This is a genomic window from Bacillus sp. OV322, assembly GCF_900112495.1.
Classification (GTDB): Bacteria; Bacillota; Bacilli; order Bacillales; family DSM-1321; genus Peribacillus.
On record NZ_FOMA01000005.1, the window covers coordinates 385,459 to 411,391 of the forward strand.

Sequence of the window (25,933 nt, forward strand, 5' to 3'; positions counted from 1 at the left end):
ATTGATAAACCCGTTTTTTCTGCACAAAAAGGCGATAATGGCATGGTAGTGCCATCATCGCCCCCTCACTCGCTAATGACTTTAGGCAATGTGAATTAAATATGATTGATGCCCAAACCAACTGTTTCATGCTCCAGTCCTTTAACAGGTGCACCGATGGTTCCATAAAATGCTACGGCAATCCATTCTCCTTCACCTTGTTTTTCATATGGCCTGCCCCGGACTACGGCAAACCTGAGACCAACCGTTCTCAACATTTCCCCTATTGCAATCTGCCCTCGTGTAACACCTTCGATTGCTTCGATAATCGCATGATACAAGGAGTGTGTTTCCCGGTAATGTTCTTCTGAGATCAATTTATTTCTTTTTGCAGCCGTTTCAACAGCTGAGATGATTTTTTGCATGTTCATCGAGCCTACTTTTCCCTGGCAAAATCTAACGGAATGTAAGGCTGGAAGAAAGCCCTTTATTTCTTCTTCTGTCAAGGCAGCAAGCAGAATAGCAATTTTTCCTATTTGGACAGTCTGGCTCATAATTTTCACCAATTCTCTATTCACTAATAACTTCTTTTATTGTAAGGTCCCCTTCTTTAATCTGTCAAACAAATATTTTGAAATTTCAGTCTATTAATAAGACAGCATGGTAAAGACTAGACGTATTTCCAAAGGCAAAACTTCATGTCTATCCCTGATGACCGTGTGGTATAATTAGTTTTATTTGTAAAATTTAACCTAATTTATTTTAGGAAGGGCTGAAATCATGGTCTGGTTATTAATTATAGGAGCTGCTATCTTAATATTGATTCTTCAGGCGGAATTAAAAAGAGGAGCCGCAAGACATGAACGATTTGAAAAAGACTTCAAGGCTGCTTTCGAAGAGATAAAAAACATCGGACATCTGGAGATTGCTGAGCAGCTGGCCTTATCCATGAATGAAGCATTACACTATGAATATATGGAAAAGGTCAATTCAGAATTCCGCGATAAATTCCCAATGATGTCTCAATCACAGGCTGCCTTATACTGGAGGGAAATTCAGCGTTATCTTTTGATGGCCTCCATTTTTAAAAGTATGGACATGTTTAATCCAAAGGTTGATGAATTATGGCATTCCATGTTGAATTATCAGGATGAGTACCAGCAATTCTGCAAAGACTTTGCAGGGTGCGAAATTTTCCATCACCCCAAAACAGAACTTGTTTACAAGCCCTTTGAACGAACATTTTTTGACTTTTGCTATGTACAGTTATTCTCGATCGACAATTCTTCTCTTTCTGTGTGGGGACCTTTTTTCAAAGAAGGAATAGGCCAGGTATATTTCAGTGAATTCATGAATGAAGATCTGTCTTATCTGAAAGATAAATATATGCGCAAGCAGGCAAACCTGGAGATAATCCGTGTTTTTGAGACATTTGTTTCCAAGATAAAAAATAGCAAATTGGAAGACGCTGCTGACTGGAAAAATCTATATAGATATAATAATGATGCAAGTTACGCCTACTTATTTTTCGCACAAACAGATGATTGCGACTATCAAATTCACTGCAAGCATATCTTCGGTGATGACAGCCTGCCTCACAGTCATCATTCACATCATGAAGGGTTAAGCGGACACGATGGAGACACTGGACATGGAGGAAGCCATTTTGGTTCAGACTCCAGCTGTTCTTCTTGCACTTCTTGCAGCTCCTGCTCTTCTTCATGAATGTTCTTTCCATACTTTTCGGAGTATGGAATTTTTTATTTTCATAAAGAAATTGATGGTTTTTACAAGGTTTTGCTGAATCCCTTCTTCTTTTGATAGCTTTTGTCAGATGGCAGGAAAAACTGAAAGTAATGAGAGAATATACATGCTATCAAGCTTCAATAAAAATTTGCTGTGAAAGGGCTGACATATTAATGAGTGCAAATCAAATAACCAGGGCATATTCAATAAAAGATGTTTCTAAAAAAATCAATGTTCCAACAGGTACTATCAGACAATGGGAAAAAGACTTTACGGGGCTCCTTCATATTCCCAGATCCAAGCAAGGTGCCAGGTTTTACACCGATATGGAAATGGCCCTTTTGAAAAAGATCAAGGAAATGCGGGATAAAAATATTAGCAGAGAAATGATACGAACCCTGTTGGAACAGCACCTGAATGGCGTTTCACAACCTGCTTCCGAAACCTTCGGAGGTTCCGAAAAGCCAGGTGAAACAAATGAAATAATTGCTGCGGTGCCAATCGCCCCCGCGTCTAATGCACCGGCACCAGAAGTCTTGAAAATGGAAGAAATGCTAACAGTTATGGAAAACTACCGTCAGGATATGATTAGGGAGATTAAAGGTGTCATTCAAAATGGTAAAACGGAAATTGTGGAAGACCTTCAGACGGTCATCAATCAAGGAAACATGCATACGATCCAAGGAGTTGCCAAATCAATACAGCGTTCAAATGACAAACGCCAAGCTGAAATTCAGTTCCTGAACGATGCCATTGAGAAAGCTTCGGAACTTACTTTCGAAACTTTCGGAACCATCTCCGACTGCATTGCGAAAGCTTCGGAAGATACTTACGAACTGCTGTCACAGCAAATTACAGAATCTTCAAGGAGCACGATGAATGAAAGTAAAAATATGTTATCTAAAATCTCCCGAACTGTTAAAGAAGCCCAGAAGGATATAACAAGCATGTCGAAAACCTTTCAGCATGAAAGGGAGCACATGGTAGATGTTATGAACCTTAATCTGCAGCAATTTACTGAAGCGGTCAAAGAACGTGAGGAAGCTTTTCAAGACATGGTAACCGGTTATAGAGAGGCTGCTGCTGCAAAAAAACATAAAAAATGGTGGAATGTCTGGTCATAATTAAAGATTGAACTGAGATGGAGCCGGCATGCTGCCGGTTCTTTTTTTGGACCATAAAAAACTTTGTAATGATTTTTAGCCGGAAAGTGCGGAACCTTCTGCACAAGTTTAAAGTGTGCTGTTTTACATAGCACATACATGTAAGATAAAATAAATGCCGGAGGGAAATATATCTATCTATGGGTTTCCAAATAAAGATTTATGATTTTTTCACAAAGGGCGAGGTGCCTGTATTCCGTATTGGAAGGCATGTTAAACGATCGGAAAATTTGAATAGGCAGGGATTGAACTTAATAAACCGCATAAAAGGTTCTGGCGCACGAGGTTTGCTTGACGAACAATTATGGCTTCATCATATTCTCCTTCAGCCGTCCCAGGATAAATAATGAAGGAATCACTCATAATAGCAGTGCTTCGACAATTTCATCTCATAAGGTCATGCAGACGTCAGCATCGGCGTTGGCGTTGAAAAACTGTAAAGATGGCAAATGCCGCATCATTCCCCTCAAAACTCAACGAGATGATTTGGTATTGCCTTGAAAATTCCAGGACCTCTCATTTTGTTTACATTCTCTGTAACATCCTTCAAAATGATCCATTTAAGGCTGAGATTAAAGCACTAATCGATGATAATGTTACAGATGCAGGAAAAATTTGTGTAAAACATTTTAACTTTACTGCAGGTTTGGTAAATTAACATTGAAATTGCGCAGCAGGCTTTTAATTTCAAAAGTTGCGCATGCTAAGAACAAATCTATGAAAGCAAGGAGCTATCAACATGTTAACACAGCTTGAAAACGAAACACTTATTGTAAAAATGCAGGACAAAGGTGCGGAACTTGTCAGTATCGTTTCAAAGGAAAATGGCAAAGAATACTTATGGCAAGCCGATAAGGCATTTTGGGGCAGACATGCTCCTGTTCTGTTTCCCATTGTCGGAAGGGTCAATAAGGATACATATTATGTGAATGGAAAGGATTTTCACCTTTCCCAGCATGGTTTTGCCAGGGATATGGAATTTGAGGAAAGCGAATCCCATGCATCGAAACATGCATACACCCTTTCTTCTACAAAAAGCACTTTAGAAATATATCCGTTTCCTTTTCATTTAGAAATATCGTACGAGTTAGCAGGCAATAGTGTTTTGGTCCGATATCAAGTGAATAATCCCGGTAAGGAAGCTATGTATTTTTCAATTGGCGGCCATCCTGCTTTTCGCTGCCCTGTGTTTGAGGATGAACAGTTCGAGGATTACTATTTAGACTTTGGCGAGAAAGAGAAAATGACAGTATTTGAATTGGAAGGCGGCACACGCATGCCTGAAAAAAGGCAAATTGCCCCTGCCTCGCAAACTCTTGAGCTTAACAATGATCTATTTGAAAATGATGCTCTAATTTTTGAAAATCTCAAACAGAATAAAATTGCCCTCCGTTCAAAAAAACACTCATGCTTTGTTGAGGTTGAGTTTGCAGGGCTGCCCTACGCGGGTATATGGAAACCTCATAATGAAGCGCCATTTGTCTGTATTGAACCTTGGCAAGGCATTGCAGATGCATCTGGAGAGCCTGGGGAACTGAAGAATAAAAAAGGAATCGTTTCACTAGATCCAGGGGTAACCTATTCATGCAGCTATAAAATTACAATTGGTTCTTAAAGGGATAAAATGCGCAAACCAAATAGTTTGCGCATTTTATCCCTTATTTTTCGTTTTTATTGCTATTATTGATATAATTACAATATTGAAATTATATTTTCTATTTATTAAGTTTTTCGTTTTCACTACTCAAAAAGGCAGGGAGAGAGCGTAATATGGCAAAGCGTAAACTTGTAATTACTCATAATGTAGAAAAATCACTTGCTGAAAAAATTCAAAAGATCATTCCAGACTGGGAAGTGGTCTATGGAAAAGAACCTGAAATTTGGGAAAAACATCTGAATGATGCAGAAGTTCTGGCAGGCTGGAATCCGAATGTGAAAGATACTGTTTTAAACAGCAGCAAGCTTCGCTGGATTCAAACATGGAGTGCAGGAGTTAACAGCTTGCCTCTTGAAGATCTAAAAATCAAGGAAATACTGATTACAGGAGCAAATGGTGTACATTCGTACCCTATCTCTGAAACCATATTTGGACTTATTCTTTCGTTAACCAGGAAAATTCATACATATGTCAAGAATCAGCAATCCAAGAGATGGGATCATGCCAATATGAACGCAGAAATTCATGGGAAAACGATTGGTATTCTTGGAATTGGGGCAATCGGCCTTGAAACGGCTAAAATTGCAAAAGCCTTTGGCATGAAAGTGCTAGGAGTACGTCACTCTGGCCAGCAAGCTGAATTTGTAGACGAAATGTTTACTTCTGATCAATTGCATACCGTTTTGCCTCAATGTGATTATGTTGTGGTCACACTGCCCCTGACAGAAAAAACTAAAGGAATGTTCGGTAAAAATGAATTCAGTTTAATGAAGCCGTCCTCGTTTTTTATCAATATCGGCCGCGGCTCAATAGCTGTTGAAAGTGAAATGATTGAAGCTCTTAAGAATCAGGAAATAGCTGGCGCTGGACTGGATGTATTCGAACATGAGCCCCTTCCTGCAAATAATCCGTTATGGGAGCTTGAGAATGTCATAGTTACACCCCATACAGCAGGCTCTACAGAATACTATGATAAACGGCTGATTGAAGAAATATTTATTCCTAATCTGAAAGAATACGCAGAAGGACAAGTGCCATCTCTAAATCTTGTAGATTACAAAAAAGGGTATTAAAGATAATTTTCATCTTCCTTTTACAAAACACGTGCAGCCAAAATCCCTTTATCTTGAAATGGGATTTGGCTGTATGGCTTTGAGGGGACAATGTTCATGTTATTCGCAGTCCAGGCACACTTGGCTTTCTCCCAGAGTAATAGTCTCCCTTCTTTGGCTTTTTATTTTTATGGCAGGCAATCTTTCGGCTATTTCCGAGGCCGTTTTGGCTTTTCTTTCAATTTCCTGCCTTTGCAGCTTATACAATTCCATGAATTCATAATCATTAAACATGTTTCTCATCCCTCTTTCCCCCTGAATGTGTATTCTGCCTGAGTATTAAACCAAAGTAAGGCCTTCCGCTGAATCTGTCCTGTAGGAATAAGCTCATCATCTTTTGCAGCAGAGCGGGATAATTACTGCAGCTTTCGCGGGATCCCCTCATGAAACACTTTTAAAGCGAAAGATACATTTCATATTGAGCAAGAGCTGTTTTTTTAAATCCAGCTTTTTTAAAAAATCCTTCAGCAAGGCTGTTGTTGGGAAATCCCGCATGGAGTTTTGATGCCTTCAGCTCCTTTAACCCTTCAAATAAAAGCCTGGATGCTACTCCCTTTCCTCTGTATCTTTTGTCTACATATAATGAACTGATCTTCCCTCCATTGTTAACAGACAGACAGCCAATTACTTGCTTTTCATCGAGTGCAGCAAAATAACTGACATTATCGCTGCTTTTTAAATATGGCAAATCGTTTTGCCAATTAATATGAAAATCCCATTTATTCACTGCAGTATTGAATGATAGAAAATCAACTTTTTCGAACCTAAATGGAGAATGTGCCTCAAGGGCTTGAAAACATATTAATTCTTCAGGTTTTTCTGCTTCAAAATAGGATATATCGTATATTTTTTCATAGCCGCATTTATGATAAAAAGTTATAGCCCTATCATTGCCTTTAATCACTTCTAAATACAGCTGACTGCAATTGTTTTCCGCCGCTGTTGTTTTATGTGCTTCGAATAGGATATTGCTTACTCCGGTTCCGCGAAATTCAGCTGAAATGGCCATCGCCCCGCACCTCATTGTTTTTATGCCATCAAAATATCTGATTCCTCCCAGAATGACACCGGCTGGCTTATTTTCATAATAAGCGATATACGAAGTTTCAAGCTGATTTCCCTCAGGACCAAAAAATCTATCAAAAAACACCTGTTGAGAAATTTTCATTGGAATAATATAATCAGAAAATCCGGCATCAAAAGCACTGTAAACATCTTCAATTTTTGCATCGGAACATTTAACAATCACAAATTTTTCTGTTAAGCGATCAATTGCCATCTTTAACACTTCCTCTATTTTTATTTTTTATATAGTTTCATTTTCTATAGCGGTTTTCTTTACATCCTGTTTTTTTGCCCACAAAACAATGAAACCTATTAGTACGGCTAATATCATTCCCCCGTGAAAAAAAAGGACAAGCATTGGCATTGATACATGCCTTAGCACTTGAGCAGCTGCAGCGAATCCCAGCCGATTGAGAAAATTGGCTATGCCAAAGATTCTTCCTCGTATGTTATTGTCTGTTTTTTGCAGAACTGCATTAAAAAAGATCCCTTTTCCTCCATCGAACATTCCCGTAAAAAAAGCTAACACCATAATATATAAGATGGCATTATTCCACATTAATAAAATAAAACCCATTGATGCGAACATTGAAAATACCATATACCCAAAGAAAAAGTTGTGGTGTAGCCGTTTTAACCCTGGTACAAGGATGGTCGTTAAAATGCACCCATGGCCCCACCCTCCCCAAATCAATCCCTGATAAAATGAGAAATTTTCAGAGCTCAAGCTTTCAGATAAAATAGGGATTCCAAGATTTTGTGAGCTTGCTGCAAAAGTCTGGTATAGAAAAATAATAAATATCATAAAAAGCAGCGGTCTTTCCCTGACAAACCTGCAGGCTTCAAGACTATCCTTAATCCAATGCTTATGAACAGCCTTAGAAACTGGTTTATTCGATTCACTCCATTTAATATTGAGCAGTGCTGTCCCTGAAAGAAAAAAGGAAAGGGCATCTATAACGAAAATACCGCGTGGATTTAAAACTTCAGCAAGAATAGCTGCCCCAAAAAATCCGATTACCATGGAAATTGCACTTAGCCTTGAAAGCAGCGAGCGTATCTTGACTACCTTTTCTTCTCCGAAAATTTGAGGTATTTCAGCATTGAAACTTACCGAAAAGAAGCTTGTGAATATTCCCATTAAAAATGCCCCTGAAAGCAGTAAAAATGGTGAAGAAAAAAAACAGAGTGTTAATATTATTACTCCTCTAATAAGATCACTGTAAATCATGATCTGCCGCCGGCTGCAGCGGTCTGCAAGAATTCCAGAAACCATGCTGGAAAGAATCCCTCCGCAAACTCTTGCCGACAAAACTGCAGCAAGCCAGGCTGTGCTTCCCGTTTCGGAAAATATAACAGAATTCATAACCAGCATTTCCATCAGACTGCACATATCAGAAAAAGAATTAGTATATACAAAGTACGATTGTTTACCCATCTTTCCGGGGATTTTTGCAGTTGAGCTCATAATAGAATAAATCCATGCCCCTCCACCTGATTTCCTTCACATATGTCATTCCCGCTTTTTCCAGCACTCTTCTTGAACGATCATTATCATGCTTGATCAGCCCGATTAATTTTTCAAGTCCAAGTGTATTAAAAGCAAATGAAACCGAAGCAGCTGCCGCTTCACTTGCATACCCCATTCCCCAGCTTTCCTTTTCTATTGCATATAAAAGCTCAACCTCTCCTAAGTCTGATATTTTATTCAAACCTATATGTCCGATTAAAGTACCATCCTTTTTGTTCAATGCCCATGGCCCATAACCCTCCTCTTCCCAATGTTTTATATAATTTTTCATCATTGATTTTGCTTCTTCGTATGTGTAGCCCCCTCTTTTTGGAAGCCGCTTCCCTACCTCATGCTGGGCAGCTATCGATGCATATACCTTCCATATCCTCAACAAGCTCGAACGGCCGCAGCACGAGTCTATCGGTTGTTAATGTGTTATTTACCATCATATAAAAAACCTCCATTTATTTATGCAAATAAATAAAACTGACTGTTAAGTTTATTTTATTCACTGCCCTTGGAATTGTCAAACAACTTTTAAAATTATGCAAAAGGTTCACATCCAAACTTTGTATAGCTCAGTGAATCTTTTTGATGTGATGCAGAAAATATGCCCCTAAATTTTATGGAGAAATGGGGAATCCCGGAGAAATTATTCAGTTACATCACTAAAAAATCAGGAGGACCTTATTGGTCCAGCCTGATTTTTCGGGTTTTTAGAGAAGGAGATAATTCATGTACATATCTTCAGCTGCTTCAAAATGTTCCCTATACGCGTAATCTTCTGCGACAACGGAATAGTGCAGGCAAATGCCATCAACCATTGCCCAAAACAAACTGCCGGCAGCTTCAGAAGAAACCTCTTTTTTAAACTCCCCCTTCATTTTTCCTTCTTCTATAATATTAGCCATAAAAAGCCTGTATTGTTCTTTGTACCGATTTTTCATAATTTCACGCAAATTGTCCTGTTTTGCGGAATTGATCCAGAATTCCATATGAACACTGATTAAATTTCTCCACTCAGATGTCTGAGGTCTTTCTTTATAGATGAGGAACAAAGTTTGTATTTTTTCTTTTGCAGAAGGGATAGAAGTGAATCGTTCAATGAGCTGCCCAAAAGACTTTTTCGTCCGTTCTTCCATAAGAGATATGTAAAGTTCTTCCTTACTTTTAAAATAATTATAAATTAAGCCCTTGCTTGTTTTGGAATAAACCACAATATCATCCATAGTGGCTGCCTGATACCCTTTTTCGCCAAAACATTTTAAGGCACTTTCCAATAAATGTTCCCGTTTCTTCTCTTTATAATCATCCGACACTTTAGGCATTTTAACTCTCCTTTCCCGGGATTTGATTAAACTGACTATTTAGTTTATCAAGAGTAAAAAATTATTTCAAATAATTTTCTTTTTTTAACTAATCTTTATTGCTAACAAGGGTTATTATCCCGCATGCCCTTTTCTCATCTTTCTGGATGATTGTCCGTAACAACTGCTGTCTTGCTACATAACATAGCATTAGGAATTGCATTTATGCGGCTCCGAGTACCCTTTTAAGGAGGAAATATTCAATGTGCTTTGGCGGATGCGGATATGGATACACAGCACCTGTTTCTACCGGCTATGGTAGCGGCTTTGCACTAATCGTTGTGTTATTCATTTTATTAATCATTATTGGTGCGGTGTGCTGGTCTTAAGGAAAGCTAAGGTCTTAAATAAGGAATGGAGGTATAAATATGGGTGACGGCGGTTACGGCAGCGGCTTTGCTTTAATAGTTGTTCTGTTTATTTTATTGATCATCATTGGATGTTCATGTGCAGGACTATACTAATTTTTAGGAACGTATAGTTAAAAGGACAGATTTTATCTGTTCTTTTTTCCTCGATGTTCATGGACAAGCCTCAAATCTCCAGTAGCAAAAAAAGACAGAGGATTGAAAAACCTCTGCTTTTTCAGCTAATTAAAATTGCTTTGACATCATCAATCGCTTTTTGCAGTTTTAAACTGTTTTTATGATACATATTTTTAGCATCCTGCGAGTCCGTTCCTAGGGCAAAGAGCTCTAAATCTGCCTGGCATTTTTTGAATGATGCCAGCAGGAGCGGCCTTTCCTGCGGGGATGCTACCTTGAGTTTATCATCAAAAAGATCAACGGTCAGCTCTCCGTATGAGTCAATTTGGCCAAGAAATACATTTTCAACTGTAATACCCATTTTAGATAATTCCGTGTGCAGCCACTTGTGATTCTTCCCTGCTGTAGATAATGGTTCATCCATTATTTCTCCATCCATAATGACAGCTTGGGATTCTTTAATGGGTGCCATATTCATTTGAAGATCTTTGGGGGTCAATGGCTGTTTTTCTTTTTTTAGCATTGCGGTCAGGTCCCCGGTTGCTTCAAGAACAGCGAACTCAACATCTGCAACGTTAAATACATCCTTTTTTCGAAGCAGTTCAAGTAACTCGTCAGTAGTGTATTTCTCTTTTTTTAAGTTATCCTCCATGATTTTGCCGTCTTTAATAAATACTGTTCCTCTACCTTCTACAAAACCACGGAATGATTTGCTTTTTAAAGATATCAAGCCTACTATAAAGGGCGCTAAAGCAAAAGTTGATATAGATACCAATCCATTGATGAGGCTGTGTTCAATCTTTGTGGCTACTTCTGCTCCGATGCTACCGATTGTAATGCCGGTAACATACTCAAAAAATGAGAGCTGAGAAATCTGTTTTTTGCCCAGCCACTTTGTGATAAAAAACAGGACAACCAAGAAGAAGAAAGACCTGAATATTATATTGATCCAATCAGGCATGCCTAACACCTCCTGCTTTGATGAGTTAAAATCCCTTGTAAGTTGGCTCTTCCTGCTCCATTTCCCCTGCTCTGCGTTCCACATCCAACACGATTTCATGCACAGTCATCATCGCTTGATGGAGTTTTCGCTGTGATTCTTCATCTTCTGTTCTTATAGCAAGGCCAGATAATTCAGATTCAATACCCTTCAGGTTAGCAAGACACTGTTTTACTGCTGATGCTGTTGTCACCTTCGTTCACCTACAATCTTTAAGTATTTTTCATTCACGGAACCATGTCGGACTCAATGGACACTGCATGGGCAATACATGGTATCGTTTCTTTTTGCTGAAAGGATAATGGAGATAGGAGAGCACCTGTTGCAACCACCAGAATTTTGTTTAATTCACCTTTTTTCATGGCGTTCAGCAAGTGGCCATAAACAACTGTCGCCGAGCAGCCAGGACCGCTCGCTCCTGCAAGAACAGGCTGCCCTTTCTTGTATATCATCATCCCGCAATCCTTGTATTGACTTTCATTAATTTTGACTCCATGCTTTTTTAACAGCTGCAGAGACACTTCATGGCCAATACTCCCAAGGTCTCCAGTCACGATCAAATCATAATAGGAAGGGTCAATATTCCTTTCCTTAAAATGTGCCTCAATCGTATCTACAGCCGCCGGTGCCATGGCTCCACCCATATTAAAAGGATCGCTTAAACCCATATCAATGACGCGCCCGACAGTTGCTGATGTAACACGAGGGCCATTTCCCTGGTCACTCAGCAAGGCAACGCCTGCCCCTGTAACTGTCCACTGTGCGGTTGGGGGTTTCTGCCCTCCGTATTCTGTGGGATACCGGAATTGTTTTTCAACAGCTGCGTTGTGACTGGATGCTCCGGTCATTAAATACTTGGCACCGGAAGTATTGACAAGGTATGCTCCAAGAGCGAGCCCTTCCATTGAAGTCGAGCAGGCTCCAAATAAGCCTAAATATGGAGTTCCCATGGTTCTTAACGCAAAGCTTGTAGGTGTAATCTGGTTGATAAGGTCTCCGCCCAGGAAAAATTGAATCTGCTCTTTTTGAAGCCCAGCTTTCTCGATCGCTTTTTGGCAGGCTTCCTCTAAAAGAACTCTATGAGCCTTTTCATAGGAATCCTGTTTAAGCCACAAATCTGCATGAAGCAGGTCAAAGTCATCTGATAGCGGTCCGTTTGCTTCAAAAGGCCCCCCAATTGCTGAGGAGGATATAATTACTGGTTTGTTTTCGAAAATCCACGTACGATGCCCGGTAAGCATTATAGTCCCCCCCATTTGATGAGGATTGTCTTAATCATGGCAACCACAAAGGCTGAAAAAACTCCAAAAACAATGACAGAACCTGCTAATTTGAAAATATTTCCTCCGACTCCCAGTACAAATCCTTCTGTACGGTGCTCAATTGCAGCTGAAATGACTGCATTCCCGAATCCGGTTAAAGGTACAGCCGATCCGGCACCTGCAAATTGGGCGATTCGGTCATAAACTCCAAATCCAGTTAAAAGCATTGACAAAAAGATCATTGTACCAGCAACGGGATTTCCGACTGTCTGGCCTGTAAAGTTAAAAAAGTGCATATACACTAAGGAAATAGCTTGACCAATCAGGCAAATGAGACCTCCAATTACAAATGCCCGTATGCAATTCATAAACACAGGCCTCTTTATTTCAATCTGTGATTGCAGTTTTTGATATTCCTGCTGCACAGGGGTCAGTTTTTTCTTTTTATTGCTGGACATATAAACACCTACTTTTAATCTTGATTTGTGCTGTCTTGGGTTGTATGTAAACATTGTTCATATAAAAGAGCTGGCTGAGATTGCCAGCCCCTTTTGGTGCGAATTTATTGTTTATATTGGGGTTCTTCCTGCTCCATTTCCTGAATGCGCGGAGAAAGACTATCAACAATTGTTTGGGTTTGCTGGGCTGCATCCTGGTAAAGCTGTTTTGCCTGCTGGTTATCTGTTCCAAGAGCAAAAGCTTCAAAGTTAGCTTGGGCGCCTTTTAAACCTGCCAGTGTGGTTTTGACCTGGTTGATTACAGTCATTGGGGTTTCATCTCCTTTTTCGATATTGCTTACTATAATAGGATGATAAAAATTGCCTTGTTTTATGTTTTCTAATTTTAACCATATGGAGGTGGAAAAGGATCATCTCATGACAATCTCAATATTTCCACAGTCAATTCTCCCATTTTGAATGTCATTTAAGCTAATTTCACATTGTGCAGCAATCCAGCCGGCATATATATCTTCGATTGAAATGATGCATTTGCTTTTGCCGGATGGCCTTGATGTTATAGAATAATGATCTTTTAATGCTGATATGTCTCTAATTTCTAACTGGTCAACTTCTCTTAGTTTTTTTTCATTCCATACTGCATTAAATTTAAATTCCCCTTCTCCGTCCAGACTTGCCTCAATCCTGAAACAATTGAATTCCATGCTGTTTCTCCTTTATTCAGACTCATTATCTCCTCAAATTAGTTTTGGCTAGTTCGATCAATTCACTTCCATGGCCATTGAGGACGGCCTTTAGCATCCATAAAGTAAAACCATGTGCTTGTTCAAATTTAATTTTAGGAGGAAGAGAAAGCTCTTGGCGGTTTACAGAGATATCAAGAAGTGCTGGCCCGGCGTGTGAAAAGGCGGATCGAATTGTTTCTTCCAGCTCTCCCGGGTCTTCTGCCCGGAAGCCTTTAATGCCAAGTGCTTGTGCAACTGCTGCAAAATTAGGGTTATTAAGGCTTGTACCAGTTTCTAAATAGCCGGATGCCTTCATTTCCAATTCAACAAAGTTCAATGAACTGTTATTGAACACAACAATTTTTATTGGCAGATTATATTGTTTTACTGTAAGCAAATCTCCCATAAGCATGGAGAGACCTCCATCTCCGCACAGTGCAATAACCTGCCTGCCTTTTTTTGAGGTCTGGGCCCCTATAGCCTGCGGCAAAGCATTGGCCATTGTTCCGTGATTAAAGGACCCAAGCAGTCTCCTTTTCCCATTCATTTGAAGATATCGTGCTGCCCATAATGTCGGAGTGCCTACGTCACAAGTAAAAATAGCGTCTTCCTCTGCCAGATCACTTACAAGTTTGGTAAGATACTGAGGATGAATCGGTTTTCTTCCCGGTTTTCCTGCTGCCAGCTTATCGAGTCCCTTTCGAACTTCCTTATAATGATCCGTGTACTTATCAAGATGGCTGGAATCATGTTCTTTTGTTAAATATGGAAGCAGGCATTCTACAGTATCTTTAACATTTCCGCATAGGCCCATTGTTAAATTTGCTCTTCTTCCAAGATGCTCCGCACGGATGTCTACTTGAAGGATGACAGCTTTTTTGGGGAAGAATTGCCGGTACGGAAAATCAGTGCCAAGCATTAGCAAAACATCACAGTTCATCATTGCATGGTAGCCGGAAGAATAGCCGATAAGCCCCGTCAGGCCAACAGAATAGGGATTGTCGTACTCCAAATGTTCTTTCCCTCTTAAAGCGATTACCATTGGAGACTTAAGCTTACTGCAGAGCTTCATTAATTCACTATGTGATCCTTCACACCCTGCCCCGCATAATAAAGTGATTTTTTTGCCATGGTTCAGATACTCAGCCAGCCGGCTCAGTTCTTCTTCAGATGGTCGGATCACTGGATTTGTAAGGTGGATGACTTGGTCAGGAACTGTTTCTGTATCCGGCAAGGCCGCAATATCCCCCGGAAGAACCAAAACGGATACCCCCTTTTTGGAAACTGCCTGCTGAAGGGCAAGTGTTACAAGACGCGGCATTTGTTCAGGCCTTGTCATTACTTCCGCAAAATGGCTACAGTCTTTGAATAACTGTTCCGGACGCGTCGCCTGAAAATATTCCCCCCCTATTTCACTGCTTGGAATATGAGCAGCGATGGCGAGTACAGGAATCCGGCTACGGTGGCAATCATACAATCCATTAATCAAGTGTAAATTTCCAGGACCGCTGCTGCCTGCACAAACAGCAATACTTCCGGTTAAGATGGAATCGGAGCCTGCTGCAAAAGCAGCAACTTCTTCATGCCGCACGGATATCCATTCTATTTTTCCAGAGCTTCGGATGGAATCGAGGACGGCATTAAGAGAATCGCCTACAATTCCATAAATTCGTTTTACCCCAGCATGAAGCAATGAATCGATTAATAAGTCAGCAATCGTTTGTTTCATAGTAACATCTCCTTTATGTTCCAGTTTTAGAGAAATCCCCTCCAAAAGCTGGCAACTGTTACTCTTATTCTTTATCCCAGTATCATACGCTATACCAAGAAATACTATTTGTATCCCCGCTATATGGATACTGAGTTCATTTCTTTGGGGAAAAAGCAAAGAGGTGCTTTAAGCACCTCTTGGTTAAATCATATTTCTGTTTGCATGCCAAACTCTTTCCTCTACATTCAAATCACCATAAAAATGCAAGAAAAGCAAGAGATGTAATGGCGCCTAATGCAAAGCCTGCAGCTGCGCCGCCCCAGCCCCAGCCGTAGCCACCTCCATATCCATAACCGTAACCCCGATAGTTATTGCCGCCGCCTGTTAATGGCCGGAGGTAAACCCTGTTAGGGGTTACTCTTTCAATAATGCCCCGATGAACTGTGCCCCGGTTAGTTCTGATTTCAACTGCTCTGCCGATACCTTTTTTACACATTCCATAATAATTATTATTTCCCATAATGTGGTATGCACCTCCTTTTTTTATAAGATATGCAAGAGTTTTTTTTTCGAATGGACATACACACAAATGAGGGCAAAAAATCAGTGCTTTTCAGTTAAAAGTGCTTTATATGCCCATTCATCTCATTAGTGGATACATAGTATAAAACAAAAAACAAATACATTAGGAGTTGAAGCCGTGTATCTGACCTATCAGGATGTCCTGGCATTTTATGGTATTGAAGGCGCCCATCCGGGAGGTTTCGGGCTTACAAAGAAGATATTGGCAAAAGAAAAAATATCGGATAAGACAACTGTGCTTGATGCCGGATGCGGAACGGGGCAAACATCTTCCTATCTTTTCAGGACATTTTCGTGCCAGGTTACAGCTATTGACAAGCATCCTGAAATGATCAAAAAAGCTTTACAGCGCTTTAAGCATGAAAAAATTCCGATTCAGAGCTTACAAAATTCTATGGAGGCGATGCCATTTGATGATGGCAGCTTTGATTATATTATCGCCGAGTCATCAATAGCCTTTACGAATATTAATAATACCCTGAGAGAGCTTCACAGGGTCCTTAAAAGAGGAGGCGTCTTGCTTCATATTGATATGACTGCTGAACCCACTTTAAAAAAAGAAGAAAAGGCAGAATTGAAAAATTTTTATCAAATGAAAGAAATTTTAACAGAGAAGGAATGGCTGAAGGCTCATAATTTAGCAGGTTTCAAAGGTGTACGGATCCTTAAATCGAATACTATATTAAAAGAATTGGAAGAGATGCCTATATCTGATTTTGCAAGCATGCCCCAAGTTCCTGCAAATCAAGCATTTGATGAAATTATGCAAAAGCATCAGCTTTTGACATTATCATATGGCGATAAGCTTGGGTACCGGGCATTCAGGGCAGTTAAGTCAAGCTCTTTAAGAAGTCAATTCAGCTAAAGTAGCTGCTTATATAAAATGTGTATTGGAGGAATAATATGGCCATTCACTATACAGCCTTGGGAGATTCCCTGACAATCGGTACAGGAACCCCTCTTTTCTCTCCTGGTTTTGTTCAAAGATATAAAAAAATGCTGGAAGAAGACCTGCAAGAAAGAGTAGCTCTTCAGGTCAAAGCCCGAACGGGGATTGAAACAGGAGATATCTCCAGATTCCTTAATAACCGGTTTGTCGTACAGTGGGTAGAGAGTGCAGATGTGATAACAATTACAGGCGGAGGAAATGATTTAATTCACGCCCTTAGAAAATATGAGCAGCACAGGGATGAAAAAATTTTCGCTGAAACATTGGATTCTGCTCAGCAAAATTTTTCAGAGATTATATCTAAAATATATAAAATAAAACGGAATAACGATTCGCCATATGCGGTCAGGATTCTTAACCTGTATAATCCGCTTCCTCAAGTAAGCTTAGCTGATAGGTGGATCACAAATTTCAACGAGCACATCCAGAAGTTCGGCAACGCCCCTCACGTTGAGATTGCCAACATATACGCAGCTTTTAAAGGCCGTGAAAAAGAATTGCTTTCAATGGATGGCATCCATCCAAATAGCCTAGGCTATCAGATAATGGCTGAAACGCTAAGAAAGCTTGGATATAGCTTTGTTGCAAGCCCCCAATAACCCAAAAAGGAGCCTATTTAATGAGGCCCCTTTTTTTATATCGCCGTTCTGTTTGACCGTATGCTTAAAGATTCATTATGTGACTCACATAATGTTTATTTTTTCGATAGTTTCACTTAGCACATTCACTGCAGGTTTTGAATTGTATTGAAGTAAGAATGATGGTATTCTTCAAATAACTTAAAGCCGATCAATTTAGGACTTAAGTAATTTTTCCTTATCAGTTGATAAATTTAATTCAGTCATTTTAGAAAGGAGCCTGTATTACGCTCCTCGTGAGCTTGCAAAGGAGATCTTCAAAATGAAAAAGAGACACGATTCTTCAGAAACCAGCATGGGCGAAACCAGAACTACCATTATTAGCACGGCCCAGAAGTTATTTATGGAGCTTGGCTACAGGGCAGTTTCCACAAGGAAGATTTCTGAAGCATGCGGCTTGACACAGCCTGCATTGTACCATCATTTTTCTAATAAAAATGATTTGTATGTAGCTGTTTTGCAGGATGAGCTTAAGACAGCTCAATCTGCCATTGAACGAATCATAAAAAGATCAAGCAGTATAGAAGACAGGCTTTACGAGGTCATTCACTATATTTTGGTGAATAGTCCGCAAAACCTGTCACAAATGTTTCATGATATTAGGCACGAGCTGCCGGAAGAATTTCAGCCATCCATCGAAAAATGGTGGTTCAACGCATATCTGCTGCCAATTGCAGGAATTTTTGAAGAAGGACAGAAACACGGGATATTAAAAAATTCGGAAGGCACAGAAACAAATCCAGTTAGCATGTCTTATATTTTACTTAGTATGCTGAGTCACTCCTTTCCAATTAAAAACCTTACAGAAAAAGAAATTAAGGAGAAAACAATAAAGCATGCAAAGTTAGTTGTCCATGTCCTCCTTTATGGCCTGACAGGGAAATAGCGCGACAAGTTTTCTGTACTTTTTTGCAAACTGTTTATCATTTGATAAGTAAAATACAAAGATGAAATGAGGGGAAATTCCGGATGAGTTTTTTAACAAAATTCAGTTTGAAAAATGCTGCAGCTATCTTTATCATTTCTTTTTTATTTATTTTGGGAGGGATTTATTCTTTTTCAAAGCTTCAGGTAACCCAGTTTCCTGATATTGAGTTCCCGCAGATTACTGCAGAAATCGTGTATCCTGGTGCTTCGCCGGATGATGTCAGCACTCAGGTAGTTTCAAAGTTAGAAGATCAATTCAAGTCGATTGAGGGTGTCAAAACCATTCAAAGCTCCGCTTACGAAAGCGTGGGAGTTGTGAATGCAGAATTTCCGTTTAACACAGATTTAGATAAAATTGAACAGCAAATGAATTCTCTTGTGAAAGATGCGGGTTTGCCTGACAAAGTTAGTGTGAAGCTTAATCGATTGTCATTCGGCTCTTTCCCTATTTACAATATTTCTCTATTTGGCAAAGGCTCAACTAATATTGATAAGCTGCTTAAAGAAGATGTAATACCGGAGCTAAAAAAAATAAATGGAGTAAACAGCGTCTCTGTTGGCGGCATTAAGGATCAATTGGTGCAGGTAACCGTCGACAAGAAAAAGGCAGAACAATCTGGTTTAAGCCTAAGTTCCATTAAAGATCAAATCAATGAAAAATTTATTTCATTCCCAGCTGGACAACTGAAGGATTCTGATGTAAAGATCCCGGTTCGCGTAGAAGAAAAATTGGATACAGTAAAAGAACTGCAAGGTTTGCGGCTTAATTCCACCACTGTCCAGGCAGCTGCCAAAAATACAGTGCAGCCCGGCAGCAGTGCAGGACAAGGACAAGAAGCAGCGAAGTCCATTTTGTTGTTAAAAGATATAGCCAAAGTGGAAACTGTTACAAAGCAGGAGGAAAAAACGCGGTATAACCTTAAAAGCTCTCTGTCTATGGCTATTACAAAAAAACAGGATGCCAATACAGTTGAAGTGGCTGACGGGGTCATGAAGGTATTAAAAAAATATGACAATAAGCTCGATTATTCTATCGGTCTTGATTCAGCAGAAGACGTAAAAAAATCTGTATCTTCTCTTGTTAAAGAAGGCCTCCTTGGAGCTTTATTCGCATCCATTGCCGTCCTCCTTTTCCTTAGGAATATCCGTGCGACATTAATTGCGATTATATCAATTCCTCTCTCCCTGCTTATATCGGCGATTTTCCTTAAACAGCTGGATGTGTCGCTTAATATAATGACTTTGGGCGGCATGGCTGTTGCAGTCGGCCGGGTAGTGGATGATAGTATCGTTGTCATTGAAAATATATTCAGGAGGGTACGTAAATCTCCAGAAGGAATGACCAATCATGCCATTCTGGAATCGACGAAGGAAATTTTGAAAGCTGTTACCTCTTCTACGATTACCACTGTCGTTGTATTCCTCCCTCTTGGTTTTGTAGGCGGAATTACAGGGAAGTTCTTCCTTCCTTTTGCACTGACTATTGTTTTCTCACTTCTTGCCTCATTATTAGTGGCAGTAACTATCGTCCCTATTATGGCAAAGTTTGCTTTCAAGAAAATACCGAAGGAAGAAAAAGAAGGGGCACTTCAGCGAGTGTACGGCAGAATGATATCTGCTTCTCTTAATCATAAGATCATCATCTTAATTGTTTCAATATTATTGTTAGCTGGTTCTTTTACCATTGTGCCAACTCTTGGCTTTACTTTCATACCAAATGAAGAACAGCGCACATTAAATGCCTCCATTGAACTCCCGGCAGCATCTTCATTAGAAAAAACAGATAAAGTTTCTAGGGATATCGAAAAAATACTGGATGGAAAAGAGTATGTTAAGCAAGTAACGGCAAGCATCGGCAGCCGTGATTATCAAACTAACCTGAAGCTTGAAAATAAGGCAAGCTATTTTATTAATTTAAAAGAAAATGCAGATGTTGAAGCTTCCATTAAAAAACTTCAAAAAGAGTTTGAAAAAATTACTGAAAATGATGCTCCCGAAACGAAAATTACTATAGCGGAGCTTAACACCAGCGGTCCCCCAACTAATAATAATGTAGATATCGACCTTTATTCGAACAATCTGGATGCTTTGCAAAAGGCTTCCAAACAGGTTGAAAACTATATGAATAAAGATAAAGACCTGAAATATGTTACAAATAATTTCTCAGACAAACAAACTCAGTATCTGGTTGAAATAGACCCTGAAAAAGCAGCTGCCCTTGGATTAAGCGGAGGACAGATTCTCGGTACCATCAATGACCAGACTAGCCCACTGGATGCCGGTGAGCTTAAGCTTAATGGAAAACTTCAAAGCGTCCAGCTTTCCTATAGCGAAGGCCTTAACTCTCCGGAGGATTTGAAGAATGTGATGATTTTCTCAAATAAAGGCCCTGTACCCTTATCGAAAGCCGCGAATGTGAAAAAGTCAGCCAGCTTTACTTCTATTCAGAGACTTGATGGCAAAGTATATGCCCGTGTAACCGCACAGGTAAAAGGCAATGATGTGCAGGCGGTTACGAAAAAAATATCTGATGGGGTTAAATCAGATCTTAGCCTTCCAAAATCTGTGTCACTTGAAAGCGGCGGAGGAAGCGATGATACGGCCCAGGTATTCCAAAGCCTTGGCATTGCTATTGCTGTAGCTATTGGTCTTGTGTATCTGACCATGCTAATCACATTTGGAAGAGCTCGTATACCATTTGTTATCCTTTCGTCCCTGATATTTGTTCCAGTAGGTTCCTTAATCGGATTATTTATTACAAAAGAGCCGTTATCGGTTAGTGTAATGATTGGATTCTTAATGCTTATCGGAATTGTTACCACCAATGCCATAGTACTTGTTGACAGAGTCGGGCAAAACCGGGACCGTGGCTTAACAATCCGTGACTCGCTGATTGAAGCAGGAAAAACTAGGCTCCGCCCTATATTAATGACTGCTTTTGCAACGATTACAGCATTGATACCATTGGCATTAACATCTTCCACAGGAACCCTAATTTCAAAAGGCCTTGCAATTACAGTAATCGGGGGTCTTACATCTTCAACATTGTTAACATTAATCATTGTTCCTGTTGTATATGAGCTTTTCTTCTTCAAGAAAGCTAAAAAACAGCGAAAACAGTAAAACTAATTATGGGCAGCCTGAGAGAATCCGGGCTGCCTTGTTTTTGAGAGTTTTAGTTTGAAGTAATTGTCATGAAACGGGTTTCCTGATTTGCTGCTTTGTAACAAAGGGTTGTTTTCCGCTGGGCGGGCGGTAAGCCTCCTTCGCAGCGGGTCTCACCTTCCCGCTAATCCCGCATAAGTCTCGCACCTTACACTCCAATCAACCCGGATTTACAACAGGATCGCTTCACAGAAAATATTAAGAAACAACATTCTTTATGAAAAGTGCCTTATTTTAGACTGTTTTAATAAAGGAGCGAAAAAGCAGAGTCAGTTCCATGAAGGAAATGACCCTGCTTTTTGTTGTGTTTATCTTATTGTTCAAAATGAAAAAGACTGGTTTTCCTCCATGATGAGTATAAAGGCTTTCAGTAAATCTTTTGTTGCTTCCAGATCACTGAGATCGATGACTTCTGCAGGTGAGTGGGCATATCTTGAAGGGATGGAAAGAACACCTGTTGGAATGCCTCTATTTGCGTAGTTCACTGCCCCTCCGTCTGTACCGATTCCAGGGAAAACCTCGAGCTGATATGGGATGTTTTCTGATTTTGCCAAAGAAATAAGGAGATTTTTCATAGTTCTAGGTACAATTAGACTGAAATCCATAACCTTTATTCCCGTTCCGGCACCAAGCATTAAGCTGCGATCCATGGTCTCTTCTGGTGTATCACTGACTGCTGTCGTATCGATTGCTATTGCTGCGTCTGCCATAATATGCTCTGATGCTGTTTTAGCTCCCCGCAAGCCTACTTCTTCCTGTACCGCAAAGAGAAGGACAATTTCTCCTGCGAATGATGTTTCATTTAATTCTTCCAAAGCTTGGATCATTACTGTACATCCTGCACGATCATCCAAGGCTTTAGAACGGATTTTAGGCTTTTCCTCAGGGCCTATCAATTTAAAATTTGGTTCCCAAGTAACTGGCGTACCAATTTCAATTCCAAGGCTTTCTGCTTCCTCTCTGGAGGATGCGCCTATATCAATATACATATTCTGATGACTGCGCACCTTTTTTGCATCATCAAATTTTACATAATGGGCTGACATTGTGCCTATCACACCGCTGATATTACCTTTATCTCCAAGCAAATTAACAGTCTTGGCCAATAATATCCGGTCATCATGGCCGCCAAGCTTCTCAAAACGGAGAAGTCCATTTTCTTCAATTTTTTTAACGATAAAGCCTACCTCATCCATATGGGAAGTAATGAGAATTCTGGGGCCAGGCCTGTCCCCCTTTTTTATGGCAATAACGTTGCCGATCCTATCAATGGAAACTGAATCTACTTTGTTTCTTAAGTATTCCTCTATATAATAGGATACATTTTGCTCATACCCGCATGGCCCGGCAAGGTCTGTCAATGTTTTCAGAAGTTTTAGCATGTTTTTATCACCTTTTTCATATTATTTAAAATCTTCTATTTTATTATAATTTTAAATATCCTATAAATCTATTAATACTCTTAATGTTTGCCTATTTGGCCACTCTGCGAGTATGAGCTACAAGACTCTTTGTCATAAATTACCAAACCTAACTATAGCATTCTGGAAATATATCAAAATAAAAAAACAGGCAAGCGCCTGCTTTTCTAAATTGCTGCAATAGACTCTTTCCGGGCTTTCCCGCCAGATCTGTATAGCTCTATGTCTGGATGTGACCCTTTTGTAATTAAATCCCGGATTATTTGAGAAAGAATAATGCTGTACACTGTTCCATTTCCGCCGTATCCCAGCAGAAAGTAGCAATTTGGATAGTTTTCATACATTCCTATCGAGGGAAGTCCATCCCTGCTTTCCCCAAAAAAAGCTCCCCAGTAAAATTCTGCTTTCACATTCCCCTGAAGCGAAGGAAATAGTTTGCTGAGCTCTTCAATAAGCTTATCTCTTTTATGAATGATCATGGAATCTCTTTTGTTCCTGTATGTGGTATATTCATCAAGGCCACCTATTATTATGCGCCGGTCTGCTGTTCGGCGTGCATAAATATAGGGCCGTGCTGTTTCCCATATCATCATATCTTCTTTCCACCCGATGTCATCATAAACAGGGTTTGTAGCAATTGCATAGGAGCTGACTACTTGAGCATTTCTTTCTGATACCTCTTCCTGTGCTTCGTAGCCTGTCGCAAAAATAACCTTATCAGCAGAAATAGAAAACCCTTGATCTGTATATAATATTGTTTTATCTTCTTTTAATATTTTCCCATTAATCCTGGTGTTCGAAAAAATCCTTACCCCTTTGTCCTGGGCATATTTAATTAAATAATGGGCATTTTTATAAGGATTAATTTCTGCATCTCCATCTGTAATTAGTGCGGCTGGTTTTGAAAAAGGAAAGATTTTATTTATTTCATTTTGTGTCAGGTACGTTGCATGAAAACCATATTTTATTAATTGCTGGTATTCTTCTTGGAGCATTGGAACATCTTCATTGCCAGAAGCAAAGTAAAGGCTTTGGCGAAACCTGAAATCCGGATCATCTTCAAGGCTTGGCACAATTTTGTTTCCCAGGGTTTGAAGGGCCTGCGCGCATAGTTTGACATGCCTGACTGCAGCTTCCACACCAAAAGTATGTATAAGGGAAGTCAGGGACTTGTCATTCGAAAACTGAAGCAGGCCAGTATTAGCAGATGTACTTCCGCCGCTTATGTCTCTTTTATCCACAAGAACCACTTTCAATCCTGTTTCAGCCATAAAATAGGCACAATGAGCACCTGAAGATCCGCTTCCGACGATTACAACGTCACAAGTGATATCTTCCTCTAAAGGAGGAAATTCCATATTTTTTTTCAGTGTACCATTCCAATATAATTTTCCTGTATTCAAATCCATAATCAATTCCTCCTGCATCATAACATCAATACTGGATATTTCCCCTAGCAGTTAAAAAAGAAAACCTCCCAATATGTTCATAAGCGAAAGATTAGAAGGTTTACCTGTTTTTGACAAGCACATATGTGAACCTGGCAGGGACACTGAGGCGATTAATTAGAAATGGGAAATATATATAAAGTAGTAATATTTAATAACGGAAAAATCAAAAAGAGACAGGAGTTCCCCCTGTCTCTTTAGCAGATTTACTGTACTGCTTTCTGAAAAAATTGCGGCAAGTGTTCTTTATGTGCTTCAAGCATTTCATCCAGAATCTTCTTTGCAATGGTATCGGATGGCACTAAAGGATTTATTGTCATTGCTACGAGCGCTGTATGATAATTTCCAGTAACTGCAGCTTCAGCAGCCACTCTTTCAAAGGACTTAATCTGCTGTACAAGCCCGCGCACTGCAATAGGAAGGTCTCCGATTGCTATAGGTTTAGGTCCATCCTTTGTTATTACACAATTGATTTCAACAGCAGAATCATCTGGAATGCTGGCAATTGCACCATTATTCATCGTATTAACCGGCTGGATATCCCGTTTATCATTATAAATGGAATTAATCAGGCTGCAGGCTGCGTCGCTATAAAATGCGCCTCCGCGTTTTTCAAGCTGTGGCGGCTTTATGGAAAGCTCTGGATCTTTATAGAGTTCAAACAAATCCTTCTCAAGAGCCTGTACCACTTCTGCACGTGTACCGGAGGATGCCGACGCTTCCATTTCTTCTTCCAGCATTTCGTTGGTTTTGTAATAATACCGATGATATCCGCATGGTATAACACCTAGCCCCTTAATAAAGTCAGGGTCCCATGATAGTCCTGCTATATTTTTCATTGTCATTTTATTTTCAGGATCTGACATTGCATCAATGACTTGTTGTTTTACACTGACACCATCTAAAAATACATCAAGACCGAAAACCATATGGTTCAATCCTGCAAAATTAACTGACACACGTGATGGATCGACTTCGAGTGACTTAGCTATCCCCATCCTCATACCGATTGGTACATTGCATAAGCCTACAACCTTCTTGATTTTGCTGTAGCGGAGAACCGCTTCTGTGACCATGCCTGCAGGATTTGTGAAATTAACCAGCCATGCTTCAGGGCAAAGTTCTTCCATATCCTTGCAGATCCCAAGAATCACAGGAATGGTTCGCAGTCCTTTAAATAAACCTCCTGGCCCATTTGTTTCCTGGCCAATTACTCCATATTTCAGAGGAATCCTTTCATCCTTTGCCCTTGCATCAAGCAAGCCTACCCGGAATTGGGTAGTAACAAAGTCAGCGCCTTTCAATGCTTCTCTTCTATCCAAGGTTAAGTGGATATCAATATGTAGTCCAGCTTTTTTAACCATTCTTTTCGCAAGATTTCCGACTATTTCAAGTTTTTCTTTTCCTGCTTCTATATCAACAAGCCAAAGCTCCCGGACCGGAAGTTCGTCGTGGCGTTTGATAAAACCTTCAATTAATTCTGGTGTATAGCTAGACCCTCCGCCAATCGTCACTATTTTAAGTCCTTGTTTCATAAAAAACCCTCCTGTAAATAAATTT

General features: G+C 39.9%; 29 protein-coding genes. 12 read left to right on the forward strand and 17 right to left on the reverse strand.

Annotated features, from left to right (window positions below; genetic code table 11):
- Positions 1 to 95: 95 nt before the first annotated feature.
- Complete coding sequence (gene hutP, locus BM126_RS14665) at positions 96 to 533, reverse strand: hut operon transcriptional regulator HutP (protein WP_071349649.1); 438 nt, start codon at positions 531 to 533, stop codon at positions 96 to 98.
- A gap of 226 nt (positions 534 to 759) precedes the next feature.
- On the opposite strand from hutP, the gene BM126_RS14670 reads away from it, so the two are divergent.
- The 6 genes from BM126_RS14670 to BM126_RS14690 all read left to right on the forward strand — a co-directional run bounded on the left by BM126_RS14670 (position 760) and on the right by BM126_RS14690 (position 5,618).
- Positions 760 to 1,704 (forward strand): glycine-rich domain-containing protein, encoded by a 945-nt coding sequence (locus BM126_RS14670; protein WP_090990187.1) that lies wholly within the window; start codon positions 760 to 762, stop codon positions 1,702 to 1,704.
- Positions 1,705 to 1,898: 194 nt separating this feature from the next.
- On the forward strand, positions 1,899 to 2,849 hold the full coding sequence (locus BM126_RS14675) for a MerR family transcriptional regulator (RefSeq protein ID WP_177201444.1): 951 nt from the start codon (positions 1,899 to 1,901) through the stop codon (positions 2,847 to 2,849).
- Positions 2,850 to 3,028: 179 nt separating this feature from the next.
- Entirely contained in the window at positions 3,029 to 3,235 is a 207-nt protein-coding gene (locus BM126_RS14680) for a hypothetical protein (RefSeq protein ID WP_090990189.1), read from the forward strand.
- Between the two features lie 95 nt (positions 3,236 to 3,330).
- A complete protein-coding gene (locus BM126_RS21975) occupies positions 3,331 to 3,546 on the forward strand; it encodes a hypothetical protein (RefSeq protein WP_141770079.1) in 216 nt (71 codons plus the stop codon).
- A gap of 81 nt (positions 3,547 to 3,627) precedes the next feature.
- On the forward strand, positions 3,628 to 4,503 hold the full coding sequence (locus BM126_RS14685; protein WP_090990190.1) for an aldose 1-epimerase family protein: 876 nt from the start codon (positions 3,628 to 3,630) through the stop codon (positions 4,501 to 4,503).
- Between the two features lie 155 nt (positions 4,504 to 4,658).
- Positions 4,659 to 5,618, forward strand: coding sequence for a D-2-hydroxyacid dehydrogenase (locus BM126_RS14690; protein ID WP_090990191.1), 960 nt, complete (start codon positions 4,659 to 4,661; stop codon positions 5,616 to 5,618).
- Positions 5,619 to 5,717: 99 nt separating this feature from the next.
- Here BM126_RS14690 and BM126_RS14695 read toward each other — a convergent pair whose 3' ends face one another.
- The 5 genes from BM126_RS14695 to BM126_RS14715 form a co-directional block, all read right to left on the reverse strand.
- Positions 5,718 to 5,900, reverse strand: a complete 183-nt coding sequence (locus tag BM126_RS14695; protein WP_090990192.1) for a hypothetical protein — start codon at positions 5,898 to 5,900, stop codon at positions 5,718 to 5,720.
- A 151-nt stretch (positions 5,901 to 6,051) separates the two neighbouring features.
- The gene (locus BM126_RS14700; protein WP_090990193.1) at positions 6,052 to 6,936 is read right to left on the reverse strand and encodes a GNAT family N-acetyltransferase; all 885 of its coding nucleotides are present in this window, start codon (positions 6,934 to 6,936) and stop codon (positions 6,052 to 6,054) included.
- Positions 6,937 to 6,963: 27 nt separating this feature from the next.
- Complete coding sequence (locus tag BM126_RS14705) at positions 6,964 to 8,190, reverse strand: MFS transporter (protein ID WP_090990194.1); 1,227 nt, start codon at positions 8,188 to 8,190, stop codon at positions 6,964 to 6,966.
- Positions 8,153 to 8,626 carry a GNAT family N-acetyltransferase gene (locus BM126_RS14710; protein WP_177201445.1) on the reverse strand — a complete coding sequence of 158 codons (474 nt, stop codon included), beginning with the start codon at positions 8,624 to 8,626 and terminating at the stop codon, positions 8,153 to 8,155. Before BM126_RS14710 ends, BM126_RS14705 begins: the two co-directional genes overlap by 38 nt.
- 325 nt (positions 8,627 to 8,951) lie before the next feature.
- Positions 8,952 to 9,563: a TetR/AcrR family transcriptional regulator gene (locus BM126_RS14715; RefSeq protein ID WP_090990196.1), complete on the reverse strand. Its 612-nt coding sequence runs from the start codon at positions 9,561 to 9,563 to the stop codon at positions 8,952 to 8,954.
- Positions 9,564 to 9,805: 242 nt separating this feature from the next.
- Here BM126_RS14715 and BM126_RS14720 point away from each other — a divergent pair, with 242 nt between their 5' ends.
- The gene (locus BM126_RS14720) at positions 9,806 to 9,931 is read left to right on the forward strand and encodes a YjcZ family sporulation protein (RefSeq protein ID WP_090990197.1); all 126 of its coding nucleotides are present in this window, start codon (positions 9,806 to 9,808) and stop codon (positions 9,929 to 9,931) included.
- Between the two features lie 39 nt (positions 9,932 to 9,970).
- Positions 9,971 to 10,066, forward strand: a complete 96-nt coding sequence (locus BM126_RS14725) for a YjcZ family sporulation protein (protein WP_141770080.1) — start codon at positions 9,971 to 9,973, stop codon at positions 10,064 to 10,066.
- 121 nt (positions 10,067 to 10,187) lie between these two features.
- On the opposite strand, the gene BM126_RS14730 is transcribed toward BM126_RS14725, so the two are convergent.
- The 8 genes from BM126_RS14730 to BM126_RS14765 form a co-directional block, all read right to left on the reverse strand.
- On the reverse strand, positions 10,188 to 11,048 hold the full coding sequence (locus tag BM126_RS14730) for a DUF421 domain-containing protein (protein ID WP_090990199.1): 861 nt from the start codon (positions 11,046 to 11,048) through the stop codon (positions 10,188 to 10,190).
- 25 nt (positions 11,049 to 11,073) lie between these two features.
- Positions 11,074 to 11,280, reverse strand: coding sequence for a DUF1657 domain-containing protein (locus BM126_RS14735; protein WP_090990200.1), 207 nt, complete (start codon positions 11,278 to 11,280; stop codon positions 11,074 to 11,076).
- Positions 11,281 to 11,314: 34 nt separating this feature from the next.
- Positions 11,315 to 12,328, reverse strand: coding sequence for a stage V sporulation protein AD (gene spoVAD, locus BM126_RS14740; RefSeq protein WP_090990201.1), 1,014 nt, complete (start codon positions 12,326 to 12,328; stop codon positions 11,315 to 11,317).
- The gene (spoVAC, locus tag BM126_RS14745) at positions 12,328 to 12,807 is read right to left on the reverse strand and encodes a stage V sporulation protein AC (RefSeq protein WP_071349661.1); all 480 of its coding nucleotides are present in this window, start codon (positions 12,805 to 12,807) and stop codon (positions 12,328 to 12,330) included. The genes spoVAD and spoVAC overlap by 1 nt, the downstream gene beginning before the upstream one ends.
- A 104-nt stretch (positions 12,808 to 12,911) precedes the next feature.
- Positions 12,912 to 13,115, reverse strand: coding sequence for a DUF1657 domain-containing protein (locus tag BM126_RS14750; protein WP_090990202.1), 204 nt, complete (start codon positions 13,113 to 13,115; stop codon positions 12,912 to 12,914).
- Positions 13,116 to 13,217: 102 nt separating this feature from the next.
- Entirely contained in the window at positions 13,218 to 13,511 is a 294-nt protein-coding gene (locus tag BM126_RS14755) for a hypothetical protein (RefSeq protein WP_090990203.1), read from the reverse strand.
- A gap of 25 nt (positions 13,512 to 13,536) precedes the next feature.
- Positions 13,537 to 15,261, reverse strand: a complete 1,725-nt coding sequence (gene poxB / locus BM126_RS14760; protein WP_090990204.1) for a ubiquinone-dependent pyruvate dehydrogenase — start codon at positions 15,259 to 15,261, stop codon at positions 13,537 to 13,539.
- Between the two features lie 232 nt (positions 15,262 to 15,493).
- Complete coding sequence (locus BM126_RS14765) at positions 15,494 to 15,763, reverse strand: hypothetical protein (protein ID WP_090990205.1); 270 nt, start codon at positions 15,761 to 15,763, stop codon at positions 15,494 to 15,496.
- Positions 15,764 to 15,943: 180 nt separating this feature from the next.
- On the opposite strand from BM126_RS14765, the gene BM126_RS14770 reads away from it, so the two are divergent.
- The 4 genes from BM126_RS14770 (at position 15,944) to BM126_RS14785 (ending at position 21,462) form a co-directional block, all read left to right on the forward strand.
- The gene (locus tag BM126_RS14770) at positions 15,944 to 16,690 is read left to right on the forward strand and encodes a class I SAM-dependent methyltransferase (protein WP_090990206.1); all 747 of its coding nucleotides are present in this window, start codon (positions 15,944 to 15,946) and stop codon (positions 16,688 to 16,690) included.
- 38 nt (positions 16,691 to 16,728) lie between these two features.
- A complete protein-coding gene (locus tag BM126_RS14775; protein WP_090990207.1) occupies positions 16,729 to 17,373 on the forward strand; it encodes a GDSL-type esterase/lipase family protein in 645 nt (214 codons plus the stop codon).
- Positions 17,374 to 17,674: 301 nt separating this feature from the next.
- Positions 17,675 to 18,298 carry a TetR/AcrR family transcriptional regulator gene (locus BM126_RS14780; protein ID WP_090990208.1) on the forward strand — a complete coding sequence of 208 codons (624 nt, stop codon included), beginning with the start codon at positions 17,675 to 17,677 and terminating at the stop codon, positions 18,296 to 18,298.
- 83 nt (positions 18,299 to 18,381) lie between these two features.
- Positions 18,382 to 21,462, forward strand: coding sequence for an efflux RND transporter permease subunit (locus BM126_RS14785; protein ID WP_090990209.1), 3,081 nt, complete (start codon positions 18,382 to 18,384; stop codon positions 21,460 to 21,462).
- Positions 21,463 to 21,824: 362 nt separating this feature from the next.
- On the opposite strand, the gene BM126_RS14790 is transcribed toward BM126_RS14785, so the two are convergent.
- The 3 genes from BM126_RS14790 to BM126_RS14800 form a co-directional block, all read right to left on the reverse strand.
- Positions 21,825 to 22,886, reverse strand: a complete 1,062-nt coding sequence (locus BM126_RS14790) for a M42 family metallopeptidase (protein WP_090990210.1) — start codon at positions 22,884 to 22,886, stop codon at positions 21,825 to 21,827.
- Positions 22,887 to 23,092: 206 nt separating this feature from the next.
- On the reverse strand, positions 23,093 to 24,334 hold the full coding sequence (locus BM126_RS14795) for an NAD(P)/FAD-dependent oxidoreductase (protein WP_090990211.1): 1,242 nt from the start codon (positions 24,332 to 24,334) through the stop codon (positions 23,093 to 23,095).
- 245 nt (positions 24,335 to 24,579) lie between these two features.
- A complete protein-coding gene (locus BM126_RS14800; protein WP_090990212.1) occupies positions 24,580 to 25,908 on the reverse strand; it encodes a 6-phospho-beta-glucosidase in 1,329 nt (442 codons plus the stop codon).
- Positions 25,909 to 25,933: the final 25 nt, after the last annotated feature.